The organism is Stenotrophomonas sp. 2694 (assembly GCF_040548715.1).
Classification (GTDB): Bacteria; Pseudomonadota; Gammaproteobacteria; order Xanthomonadales; family Xanthomonadaceae; genus Stenotrophomonas; species Stenotrophomonas indicatrix.
Genome location: NZ_JBEPSG010000008.1, coordinates 47,613 through 65,984 on the forward strand (window position 1 = coordinate 47,613; position 18,372 = coordinate 65,984).

At 66.5% G+C, this 18,372-nt stretch carries 16 protein-coding genes; 10 read left to right on the top strand and 6 right to left on the bottom strand.

The window, feature by feature from the left end; translation table 11 throughout:
• Positions 1 to 149: 149 nt before the first annotated feature.
• The gene (locus tag ABIA73_RS11765) at positions 150 to 2,180 is read right to left on the bottom strand and encodes a M3 family metallopeptidase (protein ID WP_059065185.1); all 2,031 of its coding nucleotides are present in this window, start codon (positions 2,178 to 2,180) and stop codon (positions 150 to 152) included.
• Positions 2,181 to 2,350: 170 nt separating this feature from the next.
• Between ABIA73_RS11765 and ABIA73_RS11770 the strand changes: the two genes are divergently transcribed.
• The gene (locus ABIA73_RS11770; RefSeq protein WP_032976560.1) at positions 2,351 to 2,755 is read left to right on the top strand and encodes a hypothetical protein; all 405 of its coding nucleotides are present in this window, start codon (positions 2,351 to 2,353) and stop codon (positions 2,753 to 2,755) included.
• A gap of 58 nt (positions 2,756 to 2,813) precedes the next feature.
• Here ABIA73_RS11770 and ABIA73_RS11775 read toward each other — a convergent pair whose 3' ends face one another.
• Positions 2,814 to 3,926, bottom strand: a complete 1,113-nt coding sequence (locus ABIA73_RS11775) for a PLP-dependent cysteine synthase family protein (protein WP_059065187.1) — start codon at positions 3,924 to 3,926, stop codon at positions 2,814 to 2,816.
• Positions 3,927 to 4,052: 126 nt separating this feature from the next.
• Here ABIA73_RS11775 and gloA point away from each other — a divergent pair, with 126 nt between their 5' ends.
• Complete coding sequence (gene gloA / locus ABIA73_RS11780; RefSeq protein ID WP_354275831.1) at positions 4,053 to 4,571, top strand: lactoylglutathione lyase; 519 nt, start codon at positions 4,053 to 4,055, stop codon at positions 4,569 to 4,571.
• 125 nt (positions 4,572 to 4,696) lie between these two features.
• A complete protein-coding gene (locus ABIA73_RS11785) occupies positions 4,697 to 5,125 on the top strand; it encodes a VOC family protein (protein WP_025877330.1) in 429 nt (142 codons plus the stop codon).
• A gap of 92 nt (positions 5,126 to 5,217) precedes the next feature.
• Here ABIA73_RS11785 and ABIA73_RS11790 read toward each other — a convergent pair whose 3' ends face one another.
• Positions 5,218 to 5,649, bottom strand: coding sequence for a CBS domain-containing protein (locus ABIA73_RS11790; RefSeq protein WP_025877332.1), 432 nt, complete (start codon positions 5,647 to 5,649; stop codon positions 5,218 to 5,220).
• 442 nt (positions 5,650 to 6,091) lie between these two features.
• Positions 6,092 to 7,930 carry a glutamine--fructose-6-phosphate transaminase (isomerizing) gene (gene glmS / locus ABIA73_RS11795; protein WP_032976564.1) on the bottom strand — a complete coding sequence of 613 codons (1,839 nt, stop codon included), beginning with the start codon at positions 7,928 to 7,930 and terminating at the stop codon, positions 6,092 to 6,094.
• A 214-nt stretch (positions 7,931 to 8,144) separates the two neighbouring features.
• On the opposite strand from glmS, the gene ABIA73_RS11800 reads away from it, so the two are divergent.
• From ABIA73_RS11800 to ABIA73_RS11830, 7 genes are all read left to right on the top strand, one after another.
• The gene (locus tag ABIA73_RS11800) at positions 8,145 to 9,422 is read left to right on the top strand and encodes an efflux RND transporter periplasmic adaptor subunit (protein ID WP_025877336.1); all 1,278 of its coding nucleotides are present in this window, start codon (positions 8,145 to 8,147) and stop codon (positions 9,420 to 9,422) included.
• A gap of 31 nt (positions 9,423 to 9,453) precedes the next feature.
• Positions 9,454 to 10,176 carry an ABC transporter ATP-binding protein gene (locus ABIA73_RS11805; RefSeq protein WP_025877338.1) on the top strand — a complete coding sequence of 241 codons (723 nt, stop codon included), beginning with the start codon at positions 9,454 to 9,456 and terminating at the stop codon, positions 10,174 to 10,176.
• 10 nt (positions 10,177 to 10,186) lie between these two features.
• On the top strand, positions 10,187 to 11,491 hold the full coding sequence (locus ABIA73_RS11810) for an ABC transporter permease (protein WP_033832270.1): 1,305 nt from the start codon (positions 10,187 to 10,189) through the stop codon (positions 11,489 to 11,491).
• Positions 11,492 to 11,512: 21 nt separating this feature from the next.
• The gene (locus tag ABIA73_RS11815) at positions 11,513 to 12,727 is read left to right on the top strand and encodes an ABC transporter permease (RefSeq protein ID WP_033832271.1); all 1,215 of its coding nucleotides are present in this window, start codon (positions 11,513 to 11,515) and stop codon (positions 12,725 to 12,727) included.
• A gap of 1 nt (position 12,728) precedes the next feature.
• A complete protein-coding gene (locus tag ABIA73_RS11820) occupies positions 12,729 to 13,118 on the top strand; it encodes a PDZ domain-containing protein (protein ID WP_218788011.1) in 390 nt (129 codons plus the stop codon).
• Between the two features lie 140 nt (positions 13,119 to 13,258).
• The gene (locus ABIA73_RS11825; RefSeq protein ID WP_025877345.1) at positions 13,259 to 14,605 is read left to right on the top strand and encodes a sigma-54-dependent transcriptional regulator; all 1,347 of its coding nucleotides are present in this window, start codon (positions 13,259 to 13,261) and stop codon (positions 14,603 to 14,605) included.
• Positions 14,602 to 15,963, top strand: coding sequence for a sensor histidine kinase (locus tag ABIA73_RS11830; RefSeq protein ID WP_025877347.1), 1,362 nt, complete (start codon positions 14,602 to 14,604; stop codon positions 15,961 to 15,963). Before ABIA73_RS11825 ends, ABIA73_RS11830 begins: the two co-directional genes overlap by 4 nt.
• Before the next feature lie 468 nt (positions 15,964 to 16,431).
• On the opposite strand, the gene ABIA73_RS11835 is transcribed toward ABIA73_RS11830, so the two are convergent.
• Both ABIA73_RS11835 and glmU read right to left on the bottom strand, forming a co-directional pair.
• Positions 16,432 to 16,965 (bottom strand): GNAT family N-acetyltransferase, encoded by a 534-nt coding sequence (locus ABIA73_RS11835; RefSeq protein ID WP_354275832.1) that lies wholly within the window; start codon positions 16,963 to 16,965, stop codon positions 16,432 to 16,434.
• Positions 16,934 to 18,301: a bifunctional UDP-N-acetylglucosamine diphosphorylase/glucosamine-1-phosphate N-acetyltransferase GlmU gene (gene glmU, locus ABIA73_RS11840; RefSeq protein ID WP_059065199.1), complete on the bottom strand. Its 1,368-nt coding sequence runs from the start codon at positions 18,299 to 18,301 to the stop codon at positions 16,934 to 16,936. The genes ABIA73_RS11835 and glmU overlap by 32 nt, the downstream gene beginning before the upstream one ends.
• Positions 18,302 to 18,372: the final 71 nt, after the last annotated feature.

Here is an 18,372-nt window from a genome sequence, read left to right on the forward strand (position 1 = left end):
CGCCGGGCCATGCCCGGCGGCTTTCCTACGCCGCGCTACGTGCTCGCCGGGCATGGCCCGGCGCTACCGGAGCGCTGCCCTTTTTTGCGTTTACGCCATGCCGGAGCATTCCGGTAGATCCACGCCATGCGTGGATGGCGGCAACCTGCTTACGCCATGCCCGAATGGCGCAGCAGTGCGTCGATCTGCGGCGCACGGCCGCGGAAGGCCTTGAAGTTCTCGGCGGCCGGGCGGCTGCCGCCGCGCGACAGCACCTCGTCGCGGAAACGCGCGCCGGTTGCGGCCAGCGCCTGCGGCGCTTCCTCGAACGCGGCGTAGGCATCGGCGCTCAGTACTTCGGCCCACTTGTAGCTGTAGTAACCGGCGGCATAGCCACCGGCGAAGATATGGCTGAACTGGTGCGGGAAGCGATTCCAGCTCGGCGGATGGTTCACCGCCACTTCCGCACGCACCCGCTCAAGCAGTGCGAGCACGCTGTCCTGCGCCGCCTCGAACTGGCTGTGCAGCAGCATGTCGAACAGACCGAATTCCAACTGGCGCACGGTGGCCATGCCGCTGTGGAAGTTGCGTGCGGCCAGCATGCGCTCGTACAGCGCGCGCGGCAGCGGCTCGCCGGTTTCCACATGCGCGGTCATGCCCTGCAGGTGGTCCCATTCCCAGCAGAAGTTCTCCATGAACTGGCTGGGCAGCTCCACCGCGTCCCACTCCACGCCGTTGATGCCGGCCACGCCCAGTTCGCCGATGCGGGTCAGCAGCTGATGCAGGCCATGGCCCATTTCATGGAACAGCGTGGTCACTTCATTGTGGCTGAAGGTTGCCGGCTTGCCATCGGCACCACGGCCGAAGTTGCACACCAGGTACACCAGCGGCGTCTGTACGCTGCCATCGGCGCGCTCGCGGCGGTTGCGGCAGTCATCCATCCACGCGCCGCCACGCTTGCCCTCGCGGGCGTACAGGTCCAGGTAGAACTGGCCCACCAGGGCGCCCTGCGCATCCACCAGGCGGAAGAAGCGCACGTCCTCATGCCAGACCGGCGCGCTGTCTTCCTGCACGCGCAGGCCGTACAGCTGCTCGATCACCGAGAACAGGCCGCCGAGTACCTTCGGTTCGGTGAAATACTGCTTCACTTCCTGCTCGGAGTAGCTGTAACGCGCCTGCTTCAGGCGGTCGGCGGCGAACGCCAGATCCCAGGCCTGCAGGCTGTCGATACCGAGATGCTCGCGGGCGAACTGCTCCAGCTCGGCGCGGTCCTTGGCGGCGAACGGCTTGGCGCGCGCGGCCAGGTCACGCAGGAAGCCCAGCACTTCGGCGGGGTCGCTGGCCATCTTGGTGGCCACCGAATAGTCGGCGTAGGAATCAAAGCCCAGCAGCGCGGCCAGCTCGGCACGCAGTGCAAGGATGCGATCGATGTTGCCGCCGTTGTCCAGCGCATCGTCGCCGAACTCGGAAGCGCGTTGCGCGCTGGCGCGGTACAGGATCTCGCGCAGGTCGCGGTCCTCGCCCCAGGTCTGCACCGGCAGGTAGCACGGCATCTGCAGGGTCAGCTTCCAGCCTGCCTTGCCGTCTTTTTCCGCAGCGGCGCGTGCAGCAGCCTTCACGTCGTCCGGCACGCCGGCCAGGCGCGCCGGGTCTTCGACGATCAGCGACCACGCATCGGTGGCGTCGAGCACGTTCTGCGAGAACTTCGCCGACAGCGCCGACAGTTCCTCCTTGATGGCGGAAAAACGCTGCTGCGCGTCCGCATCCAGTTCAGCACCGCCGAGGCGGAAATCACGCAGGGTGTTGTCCAGCACCTTGCGGCGCGCCTCATCAAAACCGGCCGCTTCGGTGCTGGCCGCCAGCGCCTGGTACTGGCGGTACAGCGCCAGGTTCTGGCCCAGCGCACTGGCAAAGCGGGTCACCCGCGGCAGGTTGCTGTTGTAGGCCTCACGCAGTTCCGGCGTGTTGACCACGCCCTGCAGGTGTCCCACCAGGCCCCAGGCGCGCCACAGGCGTTCGGTGGCGTCGTCCAGCGGGGTGACGAAGGTCTGCCAGGTTACCGGCTGCACCTGCTCGGCAGCGCTGACCGCCGCTTCGGCCTGCGCCAGCAGCACGTCCAGCGCCGGCGCCACATGCTCGGGGCGGATCGCCTCGAAGCGCGGCAGGCCGGAAAAATCGAGCAGGGGGTTGGCAACGGTCACGGCAGGTCTCCAGAGTACGGGCCCGGCAGCGCGGGCAGCCAGATCGATATGGCGCTGGCCGGGCCGGCAGACAAGGGGCGGCGGGCCATTGTTCACGTCGGCCTTACGGCCGCCGGCTGAAGCTTGCTGCGCGGGGGAGACCGCAGCGGAACGTGTCGAGGAGGCCCCACATGGAAGGTCTGGCTCCAGCTCCATCCGCAGTACGTTCACCAACGCTGGCGCTGTCGGCCAGCCCGACTGAACTGGCCTGGATCGCCGCGCTGTGCGATGCGGGCGATGATGCGCCGCGCCACCTGCAGCAGTTGCAGGCACTGCAGCGCCAGGGCGGCAGGTTCAGCGACGAGCAGGAATGGTATCCCTTCGAAGTGATCGAGCGCGGTGCCAGCCAGGTGCGGCTGGGCCACGAGCGCGAATTCGTCATCTGCGTGCTGCTGTGGCTGCAGGCCCTGGCCCAGGGCCGGGCCAGCAGCCTGGACCCACGCCTGCACCTGGACGACCGCGCCGTGGAGATCGAGGCCCTGCCCGACGCGCTGCGCGATGCGGTACTGGATGCCTTCATGGCCGCCGGGTATTGAGCGCGATCCAATGCGCCGCTGCGCTCGCCGGGCATGGCCCGGCGGATGCCTGACGGGCTTACAGCGCTTCCAGACTGCACCACGGCAATCCAGGCAGGCCCTGCCCGGCCACCGCCGCCGCTACCTGCGCGTCGGCAGCGTCCACATCGATTCCCTGCCGCACATACCAGGCCGGGTCGTAATAGCTGTGCGCGTAGCGATCGCCGCTGTCGCACAGGATGCTGACGATACTGCCCTGGCGGCCGGCCTCGCGCATCCACTGCGCGGCCTGCAGCACGCCAATGAAGTTGGTGCCGGTGGAGCCACCGACGCGGCGCCCCAGCTGGCGGCTGACATGACGCATCGCAGCCAGGCTCAAGGCGTCGGGCACCTTCACCATGGCATCGACACTGGTCGGGATGAAGCTGGACTCCACCCGCGGCCGGCCGATGCCTTCCACCCGCGAGCCGCCGTTGCAGGTCATGCCGCGCCACGCGTTGCCGCCGGCCAGGGCAGCCTGGTATCCATCGTAGAACACCGAGACTTCCGGGTCCGCACACAGGATGCGGGTGTCATGCCGGCGATAGCTGACGTAGCGCCCGAGCGTTGCTGCGGTACCGCCGGTGCCGGGGCTGCACACGATCCAGTCCGGAATCGGGCTGGGCTCCTCGGCCATCTGCTTGAAGATCGATTCGGCGATGTTGTTGTTGGCACGCCAGTCGGTGGCGCGCTCGGCATAGGTGAACTGGTCCATGAAGTGGCCGCCGGTTTCGCGGGCCAGCTTTTCCGAATCGCAGTTGAGGTCGCAGGCGCGCTCGACCAGATGGCAGCGGCCACCGTGGAACTCGATCGCGGCAATCTTCTCCGGCGACGTCGTGGCCGGCATCACTGCGATGAACGGCAGGCCGAGCAGGCGCGCGAAGTAGGCCTCGGAAACGGCGGTGGAGCCGCTGGAGGCCTCGATCACCGGCCGCCCTTCACGCAGCCAGCCGTTGGCCAGCGCATACAGGAACAGCGAACGCGCCAGCCGGTGCTTGAGGCTGCCGGTGGGATGGCTCGATTCATCCTTCAGGTACACCTCGATGCCCTCGAACCCGGGCAGCGCCAGCGGGATCAGGTGGGTATCGGCGGAACGGTTGAAATCGGCTTCGATCTTGCGGATGGCGGCGGCCACCCATTCACGCTGCGACATGGCGGGCAATGGTCATCAGGACGGAACGGTGCGATCCGGCCATTGTACGTCGCGGTGCCGTCAGCTGCCGGCCCGTAGAATGACACCCATCCGGCCGGCAACGGCCCTGTCTGAAGGACCTCCCCCATGACCATTCCCGCCCTGCGCGATGTCCCCGGCGTCGCCACCCAGGCCCCGGCCGAGACCACCGGCTTCGTCTTCAACCACACCATGCTGCGGGTCAAGGACGCCACCGCCTCGCTGGACTTCTACACCCGCGTGCTGGGCTACCAGCTGATCGACAAGCGCGACTTTGCCGAAGCCCAGTTCAGCCTGTACTTCCTGGCCTACGTACCGGCCGGCACCATGGTGCCGGAAGATGACAACACCCGCCGCCTGTGGATGGCCGGCCTGCCGGGCGTGCTGGAACTGACCCACAACCATGGCACCGAGAACCAGGAAGGCGCCGTCTACCACGACGGCAACAGCGACCCGCGCGGCTTCGGCCATATCTGCGTGTCGGTGCCGGACATCGAAGCGGCCTGCCAGCGTTTCGAAGACCTGGGCGTCACCTTCCAGAAGCGCCTGACCGACGGCCGCATGAAGAACCTGGCCTTCATCAAGGACCCGGACGGCTACTGGGTCGAGATCATCGCCAACGCCTGACCCAGAAAGGGGCACAATTCCGGTAGCGCCGGGCCATGCCCGGCGGCCTTGAGCAGGCCGCGCTGCGCGCTCGCCGGGCCCGGCCCGGCGCTACCGACTCCGTCCCCCTTTTTTGCGAGGTTCGTATGGAAACGATGGAACTGCACCGTGGGCGATTGATCGACCACATCCAGCTGGTCGTACGCGATCTGGCCGCCAGCCGCCGCTTCTACCAGGCGGTGTTCGACACGATCGGCATCCCGGTGGCCGGCGAAGGCGATGACTACTTCTGGGCCGACGAGTTGTTCATTTCCAGCGCCAGCAGCGAGGCCGCTGCCGGCCAGCTGACCGGTCGCCACCATCTGGCGTTCCAGGCACGCGATACCGCCACCGTCGATGCTTTCCACAGCGCTGCGCTGGCGGCTGGCGGCAAGGACAACGGCGCGCCCGGCGAGCGCCCGTACCATCCCGGCTACTACGGCGCCTTCGTGCTCGATCCGGATGGCAACAACATCGAGGTCGTCTACCACGGCCCGGCGAACTACAGCGCCGATTCGGTGAAGGTCAGTTTCTGATTCCTGCGCTACGCGCTCGCCGGGCATGGCCCGGCGCTACCAACGAAGAAGCCGGGCAATGCCCGGCTTCGTTTCATCACACAGCGCAGGCCTCAGTGGGCCGCCATGTAGATGTCCTGCAACACGGCCTTTTCCAGCTCCAGCTCGCCCAGCAGGTTCTTCACGATGTCACCCAGGCTGAGGATGCCGACCAGCTTGCTGCCGTCGGTGACCATCAGGTGGCGACGACGCGAGTAGGTCATCAGGGACATGGCCTGCTTCAACGTGGCGTCCGGCGCAATGCCTTCCAGGCCGGTGGACGGCAGGCTGGAAATCACCCGACGACCGGCCTGCGGGCCATCATCGGCCAGGCTGCGGACGATGTCCTTTTCGGAAATGATGCCGACCGGCGCATCATCCTTCATCACTACCAGTGCGGCGATTTTATTCGCGCTCATCTTGTGCGCGGCGGCACCGATCGTGTCTTCCGTGTCGATGGTGATGACAGCTTCTTTCTTGGATTGCAGGAGCTCGCGGACGTTCATTCTTGTTTCCTGGTGCAGGTCACTGAAGTCAAAAAAGTGTGCTCTGCCGATTCGCCCCCTCCCCGGGAACAGACCTTTCAGTGCACGTCTGGCGCACCCACCTGCCGCTTGGAATGGATCGGCAGACGTCGTGCTGCAACACGAACGAGGGGGTTCAACGGCTCAACCCGGATCTCGGTCAACTCGATTCTACGACTGCGACCATCGGTCACTAGCGGCATCGATGGGACAGTTCGTCGTAGGAACCAACTGACGATCCAGAGAATGGCACCGCGGCTGAAACCGCCGCTGAATACAGGCGATGTCGCGCATTAAAGATTGATTGCCTGCTGCCGACTGCGGACAGAAAACCCGGCAGCTGTCCCACTTGGCAGCGCCAGCGTCGTAAACGAAAGGGGCCACGTGGGCCCCTTTCGCATGCAGCATCCAATGGATCCGAGTGTTACTCCACCGTAACGCTCTTGGCCAGGTTGCGCGGCTTGTCCACGTCGGTGCCGCGCGCCAGCGCGGTGTGGTACGCCAGCAGCTGCACCGGGATGGTGTGCACCACCGGGCTGAGCACGCCGGCATGGCGCGGGGTGCGGATCACGTGCACGCCTTCGGACTCGTTGAAGTTGCTGTCCTGGTCGGCGAACACGAACAGCTCGCCGCCACGCGCGCGCACTTCCTGCATGTTGGATTTGACCTTCTCCAGCAGGCTGTCGTTGGGTGCGATCACCACCACCGGCATGTCCTCGTCCACCAGCGCCAGCGGCCCGTGCTTGAGCTCGCCGGCCGGGTAGGCCTCGGCATGGATGTACGAGATTTCCTTCAACTTGAGCGCGCCTTCCAGGGCGATCGGATAGTGCAGGCCACGGCCGAGGAACAGCGCACTGCTCTTGCGTGCGAAGCGCTCGGCCCATGCGGCGATCTGCGGTTCCATGTTCAACGCATGCTGCACGCTGCCCGGCAGGAAACGCAGCTGCTCCAGGTAGTCCGCTTCCTGTGCGGCATCAACGCGGCCATGCAGCTTGCCCAGCACCACGGTCAGCTGGAACAGCGCGGCCAGCTGGGTGGTGAACGCCTTGGTCGAGGCCACGCCGATCTCGGCGCCGGCACGGGTGTAGCAGACCAGTTCGCTGGCGCGCGGAATCGCGCTTTCCGGCACGTTGCAGATCGACAGCGTGTGCGTGTGGCCCAGCGATTTGGCGTACTTCAGCGCTTCCATCGTGTCCAGCGTTTCGCCGGACTGGGAGATGGTCACGATCAGGTGCTTGGGATTGGCATACGCGGCGCGGTAGCGGTACTCACTGGCGATCTCCACGCTGCACGGCAGGCCGGCGATGGCCTCGATCCAGTAGCGCGCGGTCAGGCCCGAGTAGTAACTGGTACCACAGGCCAGGATCTGCACGCCCTCGATTCCCGACAGCACCGCTTCGGCATTCTTGCCGAACAGTTCGGCCGGGAAGCCACCAGCATCGATCGCCGCTTCGATGGTGTCGCCCAGCGCACGCGGCTGCTCGTGGATCTCCTTCTGCATGAAGTGGCGGTACGGGCCCAGCTCCAGGGAGGCCAGCGAGACATCGGAGAGATGCACATCGCGCTCGATCGGCTGATCGTTGCCATCGAAGATGCTCACGCCATCCCGGCGGATCTCGGCGGTGTCGCCCTCTTCCAGGAAGATCACCTTGCGCGTGGCCGACAGCACGGCCGACACATCGGACGCCACGAAGTTCTCGCCCTCGCCCAGCCCGACCAGCAGCGGGCAGCCCATGCGGGCACAGACGAAGCGTTCCGGCTCGGCACGGCTGACCACGGCCAGCGCATAGGCACCGGTCAGTTCCTTCACCGTGTGCTGCAGCGCGACCAGCAGGTCATCGCCCTTCTTCAGATGGTGGTGGATCAGGTGGGCGATCACTTCGGTGTCGGTCTGCGACTCGAAGGTATAGCCCAGCGCGCGCAGCTTCTCGCGCTGCTCCTCATGGTTCTCGATGATGCCGTTGTGCACCAGCGCCACGCCATGGCTGATGTGCGGATGCGCGTTCGCCTCGGTGACACCACCATGGGTGGCCCAGCGGGTGTGGCCGATACCCAGGCTGGCGTTGAAGCCTTCAGCCTCGGCAGCAGTGGCCATCTCCGAGACACGACCGGTGCGGCGTACGCGGCGCACCTCGGGCCGTTCGGCCTGATCGATCACGGCGATGCCGGAGGAATCGTAGCCGCGGTATTCCAGTCGCTTCAGTCCTTCGATCAGCAGCGGCACCACGTCGCGCCCGGCGATCGCACCCACGATTCCACACATGTCACGCATTTCCTTGAAGACGGTCGCCGCATTCTAGCCTGCGCGTCCGCCAGCCCCCTCCTGTCCGCTTAATGAAAGTGTCCGGAAAGGTGTCCGCGGACACCCGGACAGTAGCGACACATGTTCAACTCATTGATGGAAAAGGAAATAAAGTTGGCACGTTGTGTGCTTTGTCCATAGCACCACTCTGGCACCACCGACAGGCACGAACCCGATGATCCGCGACACCTCCGCCCAGGACCAGATCGTTTCCTCCGCTTCAGCCAGTGCCCCCAAGGCCGCATGGCACCGTTACCGCTGGCCGGCCCTGGCGGGTATCGCGCTGCTGGCCGGCATCGGCTGGGCCGTGCATGCCTGGTCCAATGCCAGCAGCTCGTTCGACAGCAGCCGGGTGCGCATCGCCGAAGTGCAGCGCGGCGACCTGGTGCGCGACATCGCCGCCGACGGCCGCGTGATCGCCGCCAACAGCCCGGTGCTGTACGCCATCTCCGCCGGCACGGTGGACCTGAAGGTGGTCGCCGGTGACGTGGTCAAGAAGGGCCAGGAGCTGGCGATCATCGACAGCCCCGAGCTGCGCAGCAAGCTCGCCCAGGAGGAGGCCACCCTGGCCGGCCTGGAGGCCGAGGCCAGCCGCGCCAACCTGGATGCCACCCTGGCCCGGGCCAAATCGCGCAAGGAAACCGACCAGGCCAGCATCGAGCGACAGGCCGCCGACCGCGACCTGCAGCGCTACCAGCGCGGCTTCGATGGCGGCGCGGTGCCGCAGATCGATCTGGCCAAGGCCCAGGACACCCTGAAGAAGGCCGACATCAGCCTGGTCAATGCCACCACCGATGCACGCCTGCAGAGCCAGGGCGCGGACCTGGACGCACGCAACAAGCGTTTGCTGGCCGACCGCCAGAAGGCCGTAGTGGCCGAAGTGCGGCGCCAGGTGGACGCACTGACCCTGCGTGCACCGTTCGATGGCCAGGTCGGTCAGGTGCAGGCCACCCAGGCCACCAACCTTGCCGCCAACGCGCCGGTGCTGGGCGTGGTCGACCTGTCCAAGTTCGAAGTCGAGATCAAGGTGCCGGAGAGCTTCGCGCGCGATCTGGCGATCGGCATGCCGGCGCAGCTGACCGGCGGCAATGGCCAGCCGTTCCCGGGCGAGATCAGTGCGGTGTCGCCGGAAGTGGTCAATGGCGAAGTCAACGCACGCGTCCGCTTTGCCGCAGCCCAGCCTGAAGGCCTGCGCCAGAGCCAGCGGATGTCGGTGCGGGTGCTGCTGGATACCCGCAGGAATGTCATGAAGGTCGAGCGCGGCCCGTTCGTGGAACAGGGCAACGGTGTGGCGTACGTAATGGATGGCCGCACCGCGGTGCGTCGTCCGATCGAACTGGGCGTCAGCAGCCTGGGCGAAGTGGAAATCAAGTCGGGTGTGCAGCCGGGGGACCGCATCGTGGTCTCGGGCAGCGACCTGTTCAAGGACGCCGAACGCGTCTCCGTCAACTGACAACTCATACATCCTGGAGAGAGGACACCCCATGTACATGCTCGAAATGCGTTCGGTCGCCAAGGTCTTCCGTACCGAACAGGTGGAAACCCACGCGCTGCGTTCACTGGAACTGCAGGTCAAGGAAGGCGAGTTCGTCGCCGTCACCGGTCCGTCCGGCTCCGGCAAGACCACCTTCCTCAACATCGCCGGCCTGCTGGAAACCTTCACCAGCGGCACCTACATGCTTGATGGCCAGGACGTCAGCAAGCTCGGCGATGATGCCCGCAGCCGCCTGCGCAACCAGAAGATCGGCTTCATCTTCCAGGGCTTCAACCTGATTCCGGACCTCAACCTGTTCGACAACGTGGACGTGCCGCTGCGCTACCGCAGGATGAGCGCCGGCGAGCGCCGCGAGCGCATCGAGAAGGCGCTGAGCCAGGTCGGCCTGGGCTCGCGCATGAAGCACTACCCGAACGAACTCTCCGGCGGCCAGCAGCAGCGCGCGGCGATCGCCCGTGCCCTGGCCGGCAGCCCGCGCCTGCTGCTGGCCGACGAACCGACCGGCAACCTGGACACGCAGATGGCGCGCGGGGTGATGGAACTGCTGGAGGAGATCAACGCCGCCGGCACCACCATTGTGATGGTCACCCACGACCCGGAACTGGCCGCACGCGCGCAGCGCAACGTGCACATCGTCGACGGCCAGGTCACCGACCTGGTGCGCGAGCCGGTGCTGGCCACCCCGCGTCGCATCGTCGCCGTCAACGAGTGAGGGCACGACCATGTTCGCCTACTACGCCCGACTGGCGGTACGCAGCTTCCGCCGCAACAAGGTACTGACCGCGCTGATGGTGGTCGCCATCGCGCTGGGCATCGGTGCTTCGATGACCACCCTGACCGTTTTCCACGTGCTGTCCGGCGACCCGATCCCTGACAAGAGCGACCGCCTGTTCTACGTGCAGGTCGATCCGCGCCCGCGCTCGGGTTACCTGACCGGCGAAGAGCCGGAGACCCAGATGACCCGCTTCGATGCAGAGACGCTGCTGCGCGAGAAGCGTGGCGAGCGCCAGGCGATGATGAGTGCGGGCGCCGTCACCGTCGAGCCGGAAGGCAGCACGTTGAAGCCGTTCAACATCGACACCCGCTGGACCTCGGCCGACTTCTTCCCGATGTTCAACGTGCCGATGCTGTACGGCCGCGCCTGGACCGCCAGCGACGATGACGGTCGCGCCCGCGTGGTGGTGCTGTCCAAGGTGATCAATGACAAGCTGTTCCAGGGCGCCGACAGTGTCGGCCGCCAGATCCGGGTCGAGGGCCATTCGCTGCGCGTGATCGGCGTAATGGATACCTGGAATCCGGAACCGCACTTCTTCGACCTGACCGTTGGCAACTACGGCCGCGAAGAGGACCTGATGATGCCGCTGTCCACCGCGATGGACCTCAAGCTCGGCAGCAACGGCAACATGAACTGCTTCCGCGACGGCGCACCCGATGACGACAGCAATTCGATCAACGCGCCGTGCACCTGGATCCAGTACTGGGTGGAGCTTGAGCCGTCCAAGGCCGAGGACTACCGCCGCTACCTGGTGAACTACTCGGACCAGCAGCGGGCTGCCGGCCGTTTCGAGCGCCCGGCCAACGTGCGCCTGCGCACCGTGATGGAGTGGCTGACCTTCAACAACGCGGTACCCAGCGACGTGCGCCTGCAGATGTGGCTGGCCCTGGGTTTCCTCGGTGTCTGCCTGGTCAACACGGTCGGCCTGCTGCTGGCCAAGTTCCTGCGCCGCAGCGGTGAGATCGGCGTGCGCCGCGCACTGGGTGCCAGCCGCGGGCAGATCTTCCTGCAGTGCCTGGTCGAGGCGGGCGCGGTGGGCGTGGTCGGCGGCGTGCTCGGCATCGGCCTGGCACTACTGGGCCTGTATGCAGTGCGCCAGCAGCCGGTGGACTACGCCAAGCTGGCCCACCTCGACGGCAGCATGCTGCTGCTCGCCCTCGGCCTGACCCTGCTGGCCAGCATTGCTGCCGGCTTCCTGCCCGCCTGGCGCGCGATGCAGGTCACCCCGGCCATCCAGCTCAAGTCGCAGTAAGCACCAGAACGAGGACTTCCCATGGACATCCGCCCCATCCTCAGCACCCTGCGCCGGCACAAGACCGCAGCCGCATTGATCGTGCTGGAAATCGCCCTGACCTGCGCCATCGTCTGCAATGCCCTGTTCCTGGTCACCCAGCGCGTGGAAAAGATCAGCCAGCCCAGCGGCCTGGCCGAGAACGAACTGGTCATGGTCCGGGTCAGCGGCATCGGCAAGCAGGCCAACGCCATGGCCCGCACCAACGAAGACCTGGCATCGCTGCGCGCGATTCCCGGCGTGACCAGCGTGACCAAGGTCAACCAGCTGCCATTCCGCCGCAACTCGAGCAACACCAGCATCTCGCGCGAACGTGACCAGGAGCGCCCGACCGCGTTCGTGTCGTTGTACATGTTCAGCGAGAACGCACTTCCGACGCTTGGCCTGCAGCTGGTCGCCGGCCGCGACTTCCTGCCCAGTGAATACATCGACTATGAGGAAGCCCAGAAGAATCCCAAGCCTGACCGCGCCGCGCCGGTGATCATCAACCAGCAGGTCGCCGCCAAGATGTATCCGGACCAGAGCGCGCTGGGCAAGACCTTCTACATGGGCAACCAGGCCCTGCACGTGGTCGGCGTGGTCGCCCATCTGGCCACCCCCACCGACTACAACGACAACAGCACCCTGTCGATGATGCTGCCGGTGCGTACCGACTTCACCCGCGGCCCGTACATGCTGCGCACTTCGCCGGAACGCCGCGATGAAGTGCTGAAGGGTGCGCTGGCCGCGCTGGAGCACAACGACCCCAACCGCCTGGTGCGCGAGAAACTGACTTACCAGGAACAGCGTGCCGACTACTTCAAGAACGACCGCTCGATGGTCGGCCTGCTGGTGACGGTCTGCGTGGCGCTGCTGGTTGTCACCGCCCTGGGCATCGTCGGCCTGGCCAGCTTCTGGGTGCAGCAGCGCAGCAAGCAGATCGGCATCCGCCGCGCATTGGGCGCCACCCGCGGGCAGATCCTGCGCTACTTCCAGACCGAGAACTTCCTGCTGGCCACGCTGGGCATCGTGCTGGGCATGCTGGCGGCGTACGCCATCAACCTGGCCCTGATGAACATGTACGAGCTGCCGCGCATGCCGCTGCTGTACCTGCCGCTGGGCGCAGCGCTGCTGTGGCTGCTGGGGCAGATCGCCGTGTTCGGCCCGGCCCGCCGCGCTGCGGCGGTGCCACCGGCCGTCGCCACGCGGGGGGCGTGAGATGCGCGCCAGCCTGCTGGTGCTGTTGCTGGCCCTGCCGCTGCCGGTACTCGCCGGCAGCAGCAGCGCGCAGACGCTGGAGTGGCGCCAGGACGATGCGCGGCTGGCGCTGCGCTCGACCGAAGGCGTGGTGAGGGTGGATGCGGCCAGCCCGGAGGCGCGCTTCGGCGTGCGCCATGGCGACCGCATCCTGCGCGTGGACGATTCGCCGGTGCGGCAGATCGAACAGCTCGCCGACGCAGTGCGGGCGGCATCGACGCCCACCGTCCACCTGCTGCTGCGCCGCGATGGCCGGATGCTCACGGTACCGGTGAACGTGGCCCAGTGGCGCCCCGCGCTGGCGCCGCCGCCCCCCCCTCCGGCTCCGCCGCCGCCGCCGCCACGGCGCTGAGTCCGGACGCCCCTGCGCTACCGCTGGTTTCGCTATATTGCAGAGCGGCCCGGTAGCGCCGGGCCATGCCCGGCGGTTCCAGCCGCTGCAACTGCACCCGCCCCGCCGGGCATGGCCCGGCGCTACCCTCTTTGCGACCCATGCCTGCGATCCTGATCATCGACGACAACGCCAGCGTGGGAACCGCGCTGGACGTGCTGTTCTCCCTGCACGACATCGACACCCTGCTGGCGCAGAGCCCGGCCGAAGGGCTGGCGCTGCTGGAATCACAGCCGGTGGACCTGGTGATCCAGGACATGAATTTCAGCGAGGACACCACCTCCGGTGAGGAAGGCGAGGCGCTGTTCGCACAGATCCGCGAACGCCACCCCGATCTGCCGGTGATCCTGCTGACGGCCTGGACCCACCTGAGCAGCGCGGTGGACCTGGTCAAGGCCGGTGCCGCCGACTACCTGGCCAAGCCCTGGGATGACCGCAAGCTGCTGACCACGGTCAACAACCTGCTGGAATTGTCCGAAGCGCGGCGCGAGCTGGACCAGCGACGCCAGCGCGAACAGCGCCAGCGGCATGCGCTGGAAGACAAGTACGCATTGTGTGGTGCGGTGTTCGCCGACCCCGCCAGCGAGCGGGTGATCGCCCTGGCGTGCCAGGTCGCGCGCTCTGAGCTGCCGGTACTGATCACCGGCCCCAATGGCGCGGGCAAGGAGAAGATCGCGCAGATCATCCAGGCCAACTCGCTGGTGGCCAAGGGCCCGTTCGTGGCGGTGAACTGCGGCGCCCTGCCCTCCGAACTGATCGAGGCCGAACTGTTCGGCGCCGAGGCCGGCGCCTATACCGGCGCCAACAAGGCGCGCGAAGGCAAGTTCGAGGCAGCCGACGGCGGCACGCTGTTCCTGGATGAGATCGGCAACCTGTCGCTGGGTGGGCAGATGAAGCTGCTGCGCGTGCTGGAGACAGGACGTTTCGAACGCCTGGGCTCCAACCGCGAACGCCAGGTCAAGGTGCGCGTGGTCAGCGCGACCAATGCCGACCTGCCGGCGATGATCCGCGAAGGTACGTTCCGCGAAGACCTTTACTACCGGCTCAACACGGTGGAACTGACGCTGCCGCCGTTGGCCGACCGCCCCGGCGACATCGTGCCGCTGGCCGAGCATTTCCTCAGCATCGGCAAGCCGCTGTCCAGCACGGCGGCCACCGCACTGCAGCGCCACCTGTGGCCGGGCAACGTGCGCGAGCTGCGCAACGTGATCCAGCGTGCCGAGCTGCTGGCCACCGGCAACCGCATCGAAGTGGCCGATCTCAACCTGCCGCGTGCACCTGCTGCACCGCGCCCGACGCCAAGCGCCGGCAATGATCCCGATCGCGCACGCATCGAAGAAGTGCTGGCGCGCAACCACGGCGTCATCGCACAGGCGGCCAACGAGCTTGGACTGAGCCGGCAGGCGCTGTACCGGCGCATGGACCGTCACGGCATCCCACGCGAATGAAGCGACGCTCCTTCACCTTCCGCCTGTTCCTGCGCCTGCTGCCGGTGCTGGCGCTGGCTGCCGCGCTGCCGTGGCTGCTGGCCTACTGGATGGACCATGGCTGGGTGGTGACCACGGTCTCCACGATCATCCTGCTGTCATTGATGTGGTGGACGCTGCGCCGCGCCACCGCACCGGTGCGCTCATTGATGCGGGCGCTGTCCGGGACCACCAGCAGCTACCGCGACGGTGAGTACAACTTCGGCATCTACTGGCCCGGCAATGACGAACTGGGTGACCTGGTGCAGGCACACCGCGAGCTGGGGGAAGTGCTGCGCGCACAACGCCAGGGCCTGGTGCAGCGCGAACTGCTGCTGGACACCATGGTGCAGAACACCCCGGTGGCGATGCTGCTGATCGCCGCCGGTGGCGATGGCATTTCCCGCGTGGTGTTCTCCAACCTGGCCGCGCGCAAGCTGCTGCACAGCGGCTGGAAGCTGGAAGGCCAGCGCATGGAAGACGTGCTCGAGCAGCTGCCGGTGGAACTGCGTGATGCCATCGGCCGCGGCGGCGACAGCCTGTTTGCGGTGAAGTCGGAAAGCGAAGACGGCGTGGAAGGCGACGAGGACGACGAACAGGTCTATCACCTGTCGCGGCGCGCGTTCCAGCTCAACGGCCGCCCGCATGACCTGCTGCTGGTACGCCAGCTCACTGCCGAACTGCGCCGGCAGGAAGTACAGACCTGGAAGAAGGTGATCCGGGTGATCAGCCACGAACTCAACAACTCGCTGGCGCCGATCGCATCGCTGGCGCACTCCGGCGGCGAACTGGTCAAGCGCGAACGCTTCGACCGGCTGCCGGAGATCTTCACCACCATCGAAGACCGCGCCCGCCACCTGGAAGGCTTCATCCGCGGCTACGCGCGTTTCGCCAAGCTGCCGCAGCCGCAGCTGCAGACCGTGCACTGGGCGCCGTTCCTGTCCAGCCTGTGCCAGCAGATTCCGTTCACGATGGAGCGTGCACCCGACGAGGAACTGAGCAGCCGGATCGACATCGCCCAGTTCGGCCAGGCCCTGCTCAACCTGCTGAAGAATGCACACGAGGCCTGCGCCGAAGCCGATCCGCCCAACGACGACGTGCAGGTGCAGCTGACCCGGCTGCCGCAGTGGCTGCGGCTGGATGTGCTGGACCGCGGCAAGGGCATGAACGAGCAGGTGCTGCAGAATGCGCTGATGCCGTTCTATTCGACCAAGCGCAACGGCACCGGGCTGGGGCTGGCCCTCACCCGCGAGATCGTCGAGGCGCACGGTGGTCGCGTGTCACTGCAGAACCGCACCGAGGGCGGGCTGTGTGTGTCGATCCTGTTGCCGGTGGGGTAGGTTTGTTCTTCCTTCTTCTGTTGATGGCTGAAGGTTGATCACGGTTCATGGGTGTCACTTTTCTTTGTACGCAAAGAAAGGTAACCAAAAGAAGCGTTCCGCCGGCCGCGAGCCGTCGTGCTGCGCATCGGAGCTCAGCTCGCTTCAAGACGGACTCGAGAAGCAGAGCAAAAGCATCCACGCGTGGCGTGGATCTACTGGGTGCAACTGTGGCCTTTGACTTGGGTCCGCCTTGAAGCGAGCCGAGCACCGCAGGGCCGGCGAGGGCGAAGAGGCGCGGGTGTCTGAGCGCAGCGAGTTCCCGCGCCGTCCCTCGACGGACCGAGGAGCGCAGGGTACCGGCGTGCGCAGCACGACGGCTCGCGGACTGGCGGCGCGTTTCTTTTGGTTACTTTTCTTTTCGCGCGAAAAGAAAAGTGACACCCATGAACAATGATCAACCTTCAGCAAGCAACAGAAGAAGCAAAACTAAAGCCTCCGTCGCATCGCCACCCGCAGGTGCATCGGGAATCCCAACGCGGCTTCCTCGGCCATCACCCCTCGCAGGCCCGCGCCCCACTCTGGCTCCGGCAGCAGGGTGAATCCTTCGCTGGCATAGAACGCCGCATTCCACGGTACATCGGACAACGTGGTCAGCACCGCCGCCGGATAGCCAAGCGCCTTGGCCTCGGCGAGTGCATGCTGCAGCAACGCCCGTCCGTAGCCACGGCGAGCATGATTGGGATCCACATCCATCTGCAGCACATGGAAATCGCCGTCGAGCGTACCGCCCAGCAGATAGCCGGCGATGCCGCCAGCGGCGCCTTCGATGATCCACAACAGGCCACGCCGCAGTCCGGCCTGCAACGTGGGAAGGTCCAGTCCATGGCCGGCGAACACCGGGTACGCCTCGTGCCCGCGCAGCAGTTCACCCGCACGCTGTTCGATGCGGGGCAGCGCACTCAGTTCATCGACGCGCGGTGGCCTCGGCTCAACTTTTCTTGATGGGGCGCTGCCAGCCATCGATGGTTTCCTGGCGCGCACGGGCTACGGTCAGCTTGCCGTCCGGCGCAGTGCGGGTGATGACCGAACCGGCAGCAATCGTCGCGCCTTCACCGATCAGCACCGGCGCCACCAGCGAACTGTTGGAGCCGATGAAAGCGTTGTCGCCGATGGTGGTGGTCGACTTGTTCACGCCGTCGTAGTTGCAGGTGATGGTGCCCGCGCCGATGTTGACCTTGCTGCCGATCACCGCATCGCCCAGATAGGTGAGGTGGTTGGCCTTGCTGCCCACTCCCAGGGTGACCTTCTTGGTTTCCACGAAGTTGCCCACGTGCACGCCATCAGCCAGCACGGTGCCCGGGCGCAGGCGCGCGAACGGGCCGATCTGGGCCGCCCCCTCGCTGATCACGCCTTCCACATCGCAGTGCGCACGCACTTCGGTGCCCGCGCCGAGAGTGACGTCCTTCAGCCGGGTGAACGGGCCGATGGTCACGCCATCGCCGAGCACCACCTTGCCTTCAAGGATCACATCGACATCGATCATCACGTCGCTGCCGACGATCACCTCACCCCGGATATCCACCCGCGCCGGATCGCGCACGCGCGCGCCCTGGATGCACAGCGCGCGCACCGCGCGCCGTTGCCAGGCCCGTTCCAGCTGCGAGAGCTGCCACGGATCGTTCGCGCCTTCGGCGTCCTGCGCATCGGCCACCAGGGCCATCTCCGCCGGAGTGAACTCGCGGGCGGCAAAGGCGAATACATCGGTCAGGTAGTACTCGCCCTGCGCGTTGCTGTTTGACAGCTGCGACAGCCAGCGGCGCAGCGCCGTCGATTCGGCAGTGATGATGCCGGTGTTGATGATGCGCACCCGGCGCTGTTCGTCATCGGCGTCCTTCTGCTCGACGATCGCCCCGACCTTGCCTTCGGCGTCGCGCAGCACGCGACCATAGCCGGTGGGATCGTCGACATCGGCCACCAGCACGGCCAGCCGGCCCGGCTGGGCCAGCAGGTCGCGCAGGGTCTGCGCACGGATCAACGGCACATCGCCGTACAGCACCAGCACCTGGGCGGCGTCGGGCACCTCCGGCATGGCCTGGGCAACGGCGTGACCGGTACCCAGCTGCTGCGCTTGTTCCGCCCACAACAGGTCCGGCTGGTCAGCGAAGTAGCTCCGCACCTGGTCCCCGCCGTGGCCGTACACCACGTGGATGGCGGCCGGCTGCAGTTCCCGCGCCGTGGCGATCACATGCGCCAGCATCGGCTGGCCGGCAATCGGCTGCAGTACCTTGGGCAGCACCGACTTCATGCGCTTGCCGGCGCCAGCGGCGAGGATGATCACGTGCAGGGGTTGGGTCATGCGGGCGGTCCACGATTCGATGGCGGTGATTCTAGAACGGAGGCCGTTAACATGGAGCCCCCATCATGACC

Bases quoted from the DNA above. Each gene is read 5' to 3' on its own strand.
- glmS (WP_032976564.1), bottom strand. From the start codon at position 7,930: ATGTGTGGAATCGTGGGTGCGATCGCCGGGCGCGACGTGGTGCCGCTG.
- ABIA73_RS11815 (WP_033832271.1), top strand. From the start codon at position 11,513: ATGGACATCCGCCCCATCCTCAGCACCCTGCGCCGGCACAAGACCGCA.
- glmU (WP_059065199.1), bottom strand. From the start codon at position 18,301: ATGACCCAACCCCTGCACGTGATCATCCTCGCCGCTGGCGCCGGCAAG.
- ABIA73_RS11770 (WP_032976560.1), top strand. From the start codon at position 2,351: ATGGAAGGTCTGGCTCCAGCTCCATCCGCAGTACGTTCACCAACGCTG.
- ABIA73_RS11800 (WP_025877336.1), top strand. From the start codon at position 8,145: ATGATCCGCGACACCTCCGCCCAGGACCAGATCGTTTCCTCCGCTTCA.
- ABIA73_RS11835 (WP_354275832.1), bottom strand. From the start codon at position 16,965: ATGGCTGGCAGCGCCCCATCAAGAAAAGTTGAGCCGAGGCCACCGCGC.
- ABIA73_RS11830 (WP_025877347.1), top strand. From the start codon at position 14,602: ATGAAGCGACGCTCCTTCACCTTCCGCCTGTTCCTGCGCCTGCTGCCG.
- ABIA73_RS11785 (WP_025877330.1), top strand. From the start codon at position 4,697: ATGGAAACGATGGAACTGCACCGTGGGCGATTGATCGACCACATCCAG.
- ABIA73_RS11810 (WP_033832270.1), top strand. From the start codon at position 10,187: ATGTTCGCCTACTACGCCCGACTGGCGGTACGCAGCTTCCGCCGCAAC.
- ABIA73_RS11775 (WP_059065187.1), bottom strand. From the start codon at position 3,926: ATGTCGCAGCGTGAATGGGTGGCCGCCGCCATCCGCAAGATCGAAGCC.
- ABIA73_RS11790 (WP_025877332.1), bottom strand. From the start codon at position 5,649: ATGAACGTCCGCGAGCTCCTGCAATCCAAGAAAGAAGCTGTCATCACC.
- gloA (WP_354275831.1), top strand. From the start codon at position 4,053: ATGACCATTCCCGCCCTGCGCGATGTCCCCGGCGTCGCCACCCAGGCC.
- ABIA73_RS11805 (WP_025877338.1), top strand. From the start codon at position 9,454: ATGTACATGCTCGAAATGCGTTCGGTCGCCAAGGTCTTCCGTACCGAA.
- ABIA73_RS11820 (WP_218788011.1), top strand. From the start codon at position 12,729: ATGCGCGCCAGCCTGCTGGTGCTGTTGCTGGCCCTGCCGCTGCCGGTA.
- ABIA73_RS11825 (WP_025877345.1), top strand. From the start codon at position 13,259: ATGCCTGCGATCCTGATCATCGACGACAACGCCAGCGTGGGAACCGCG.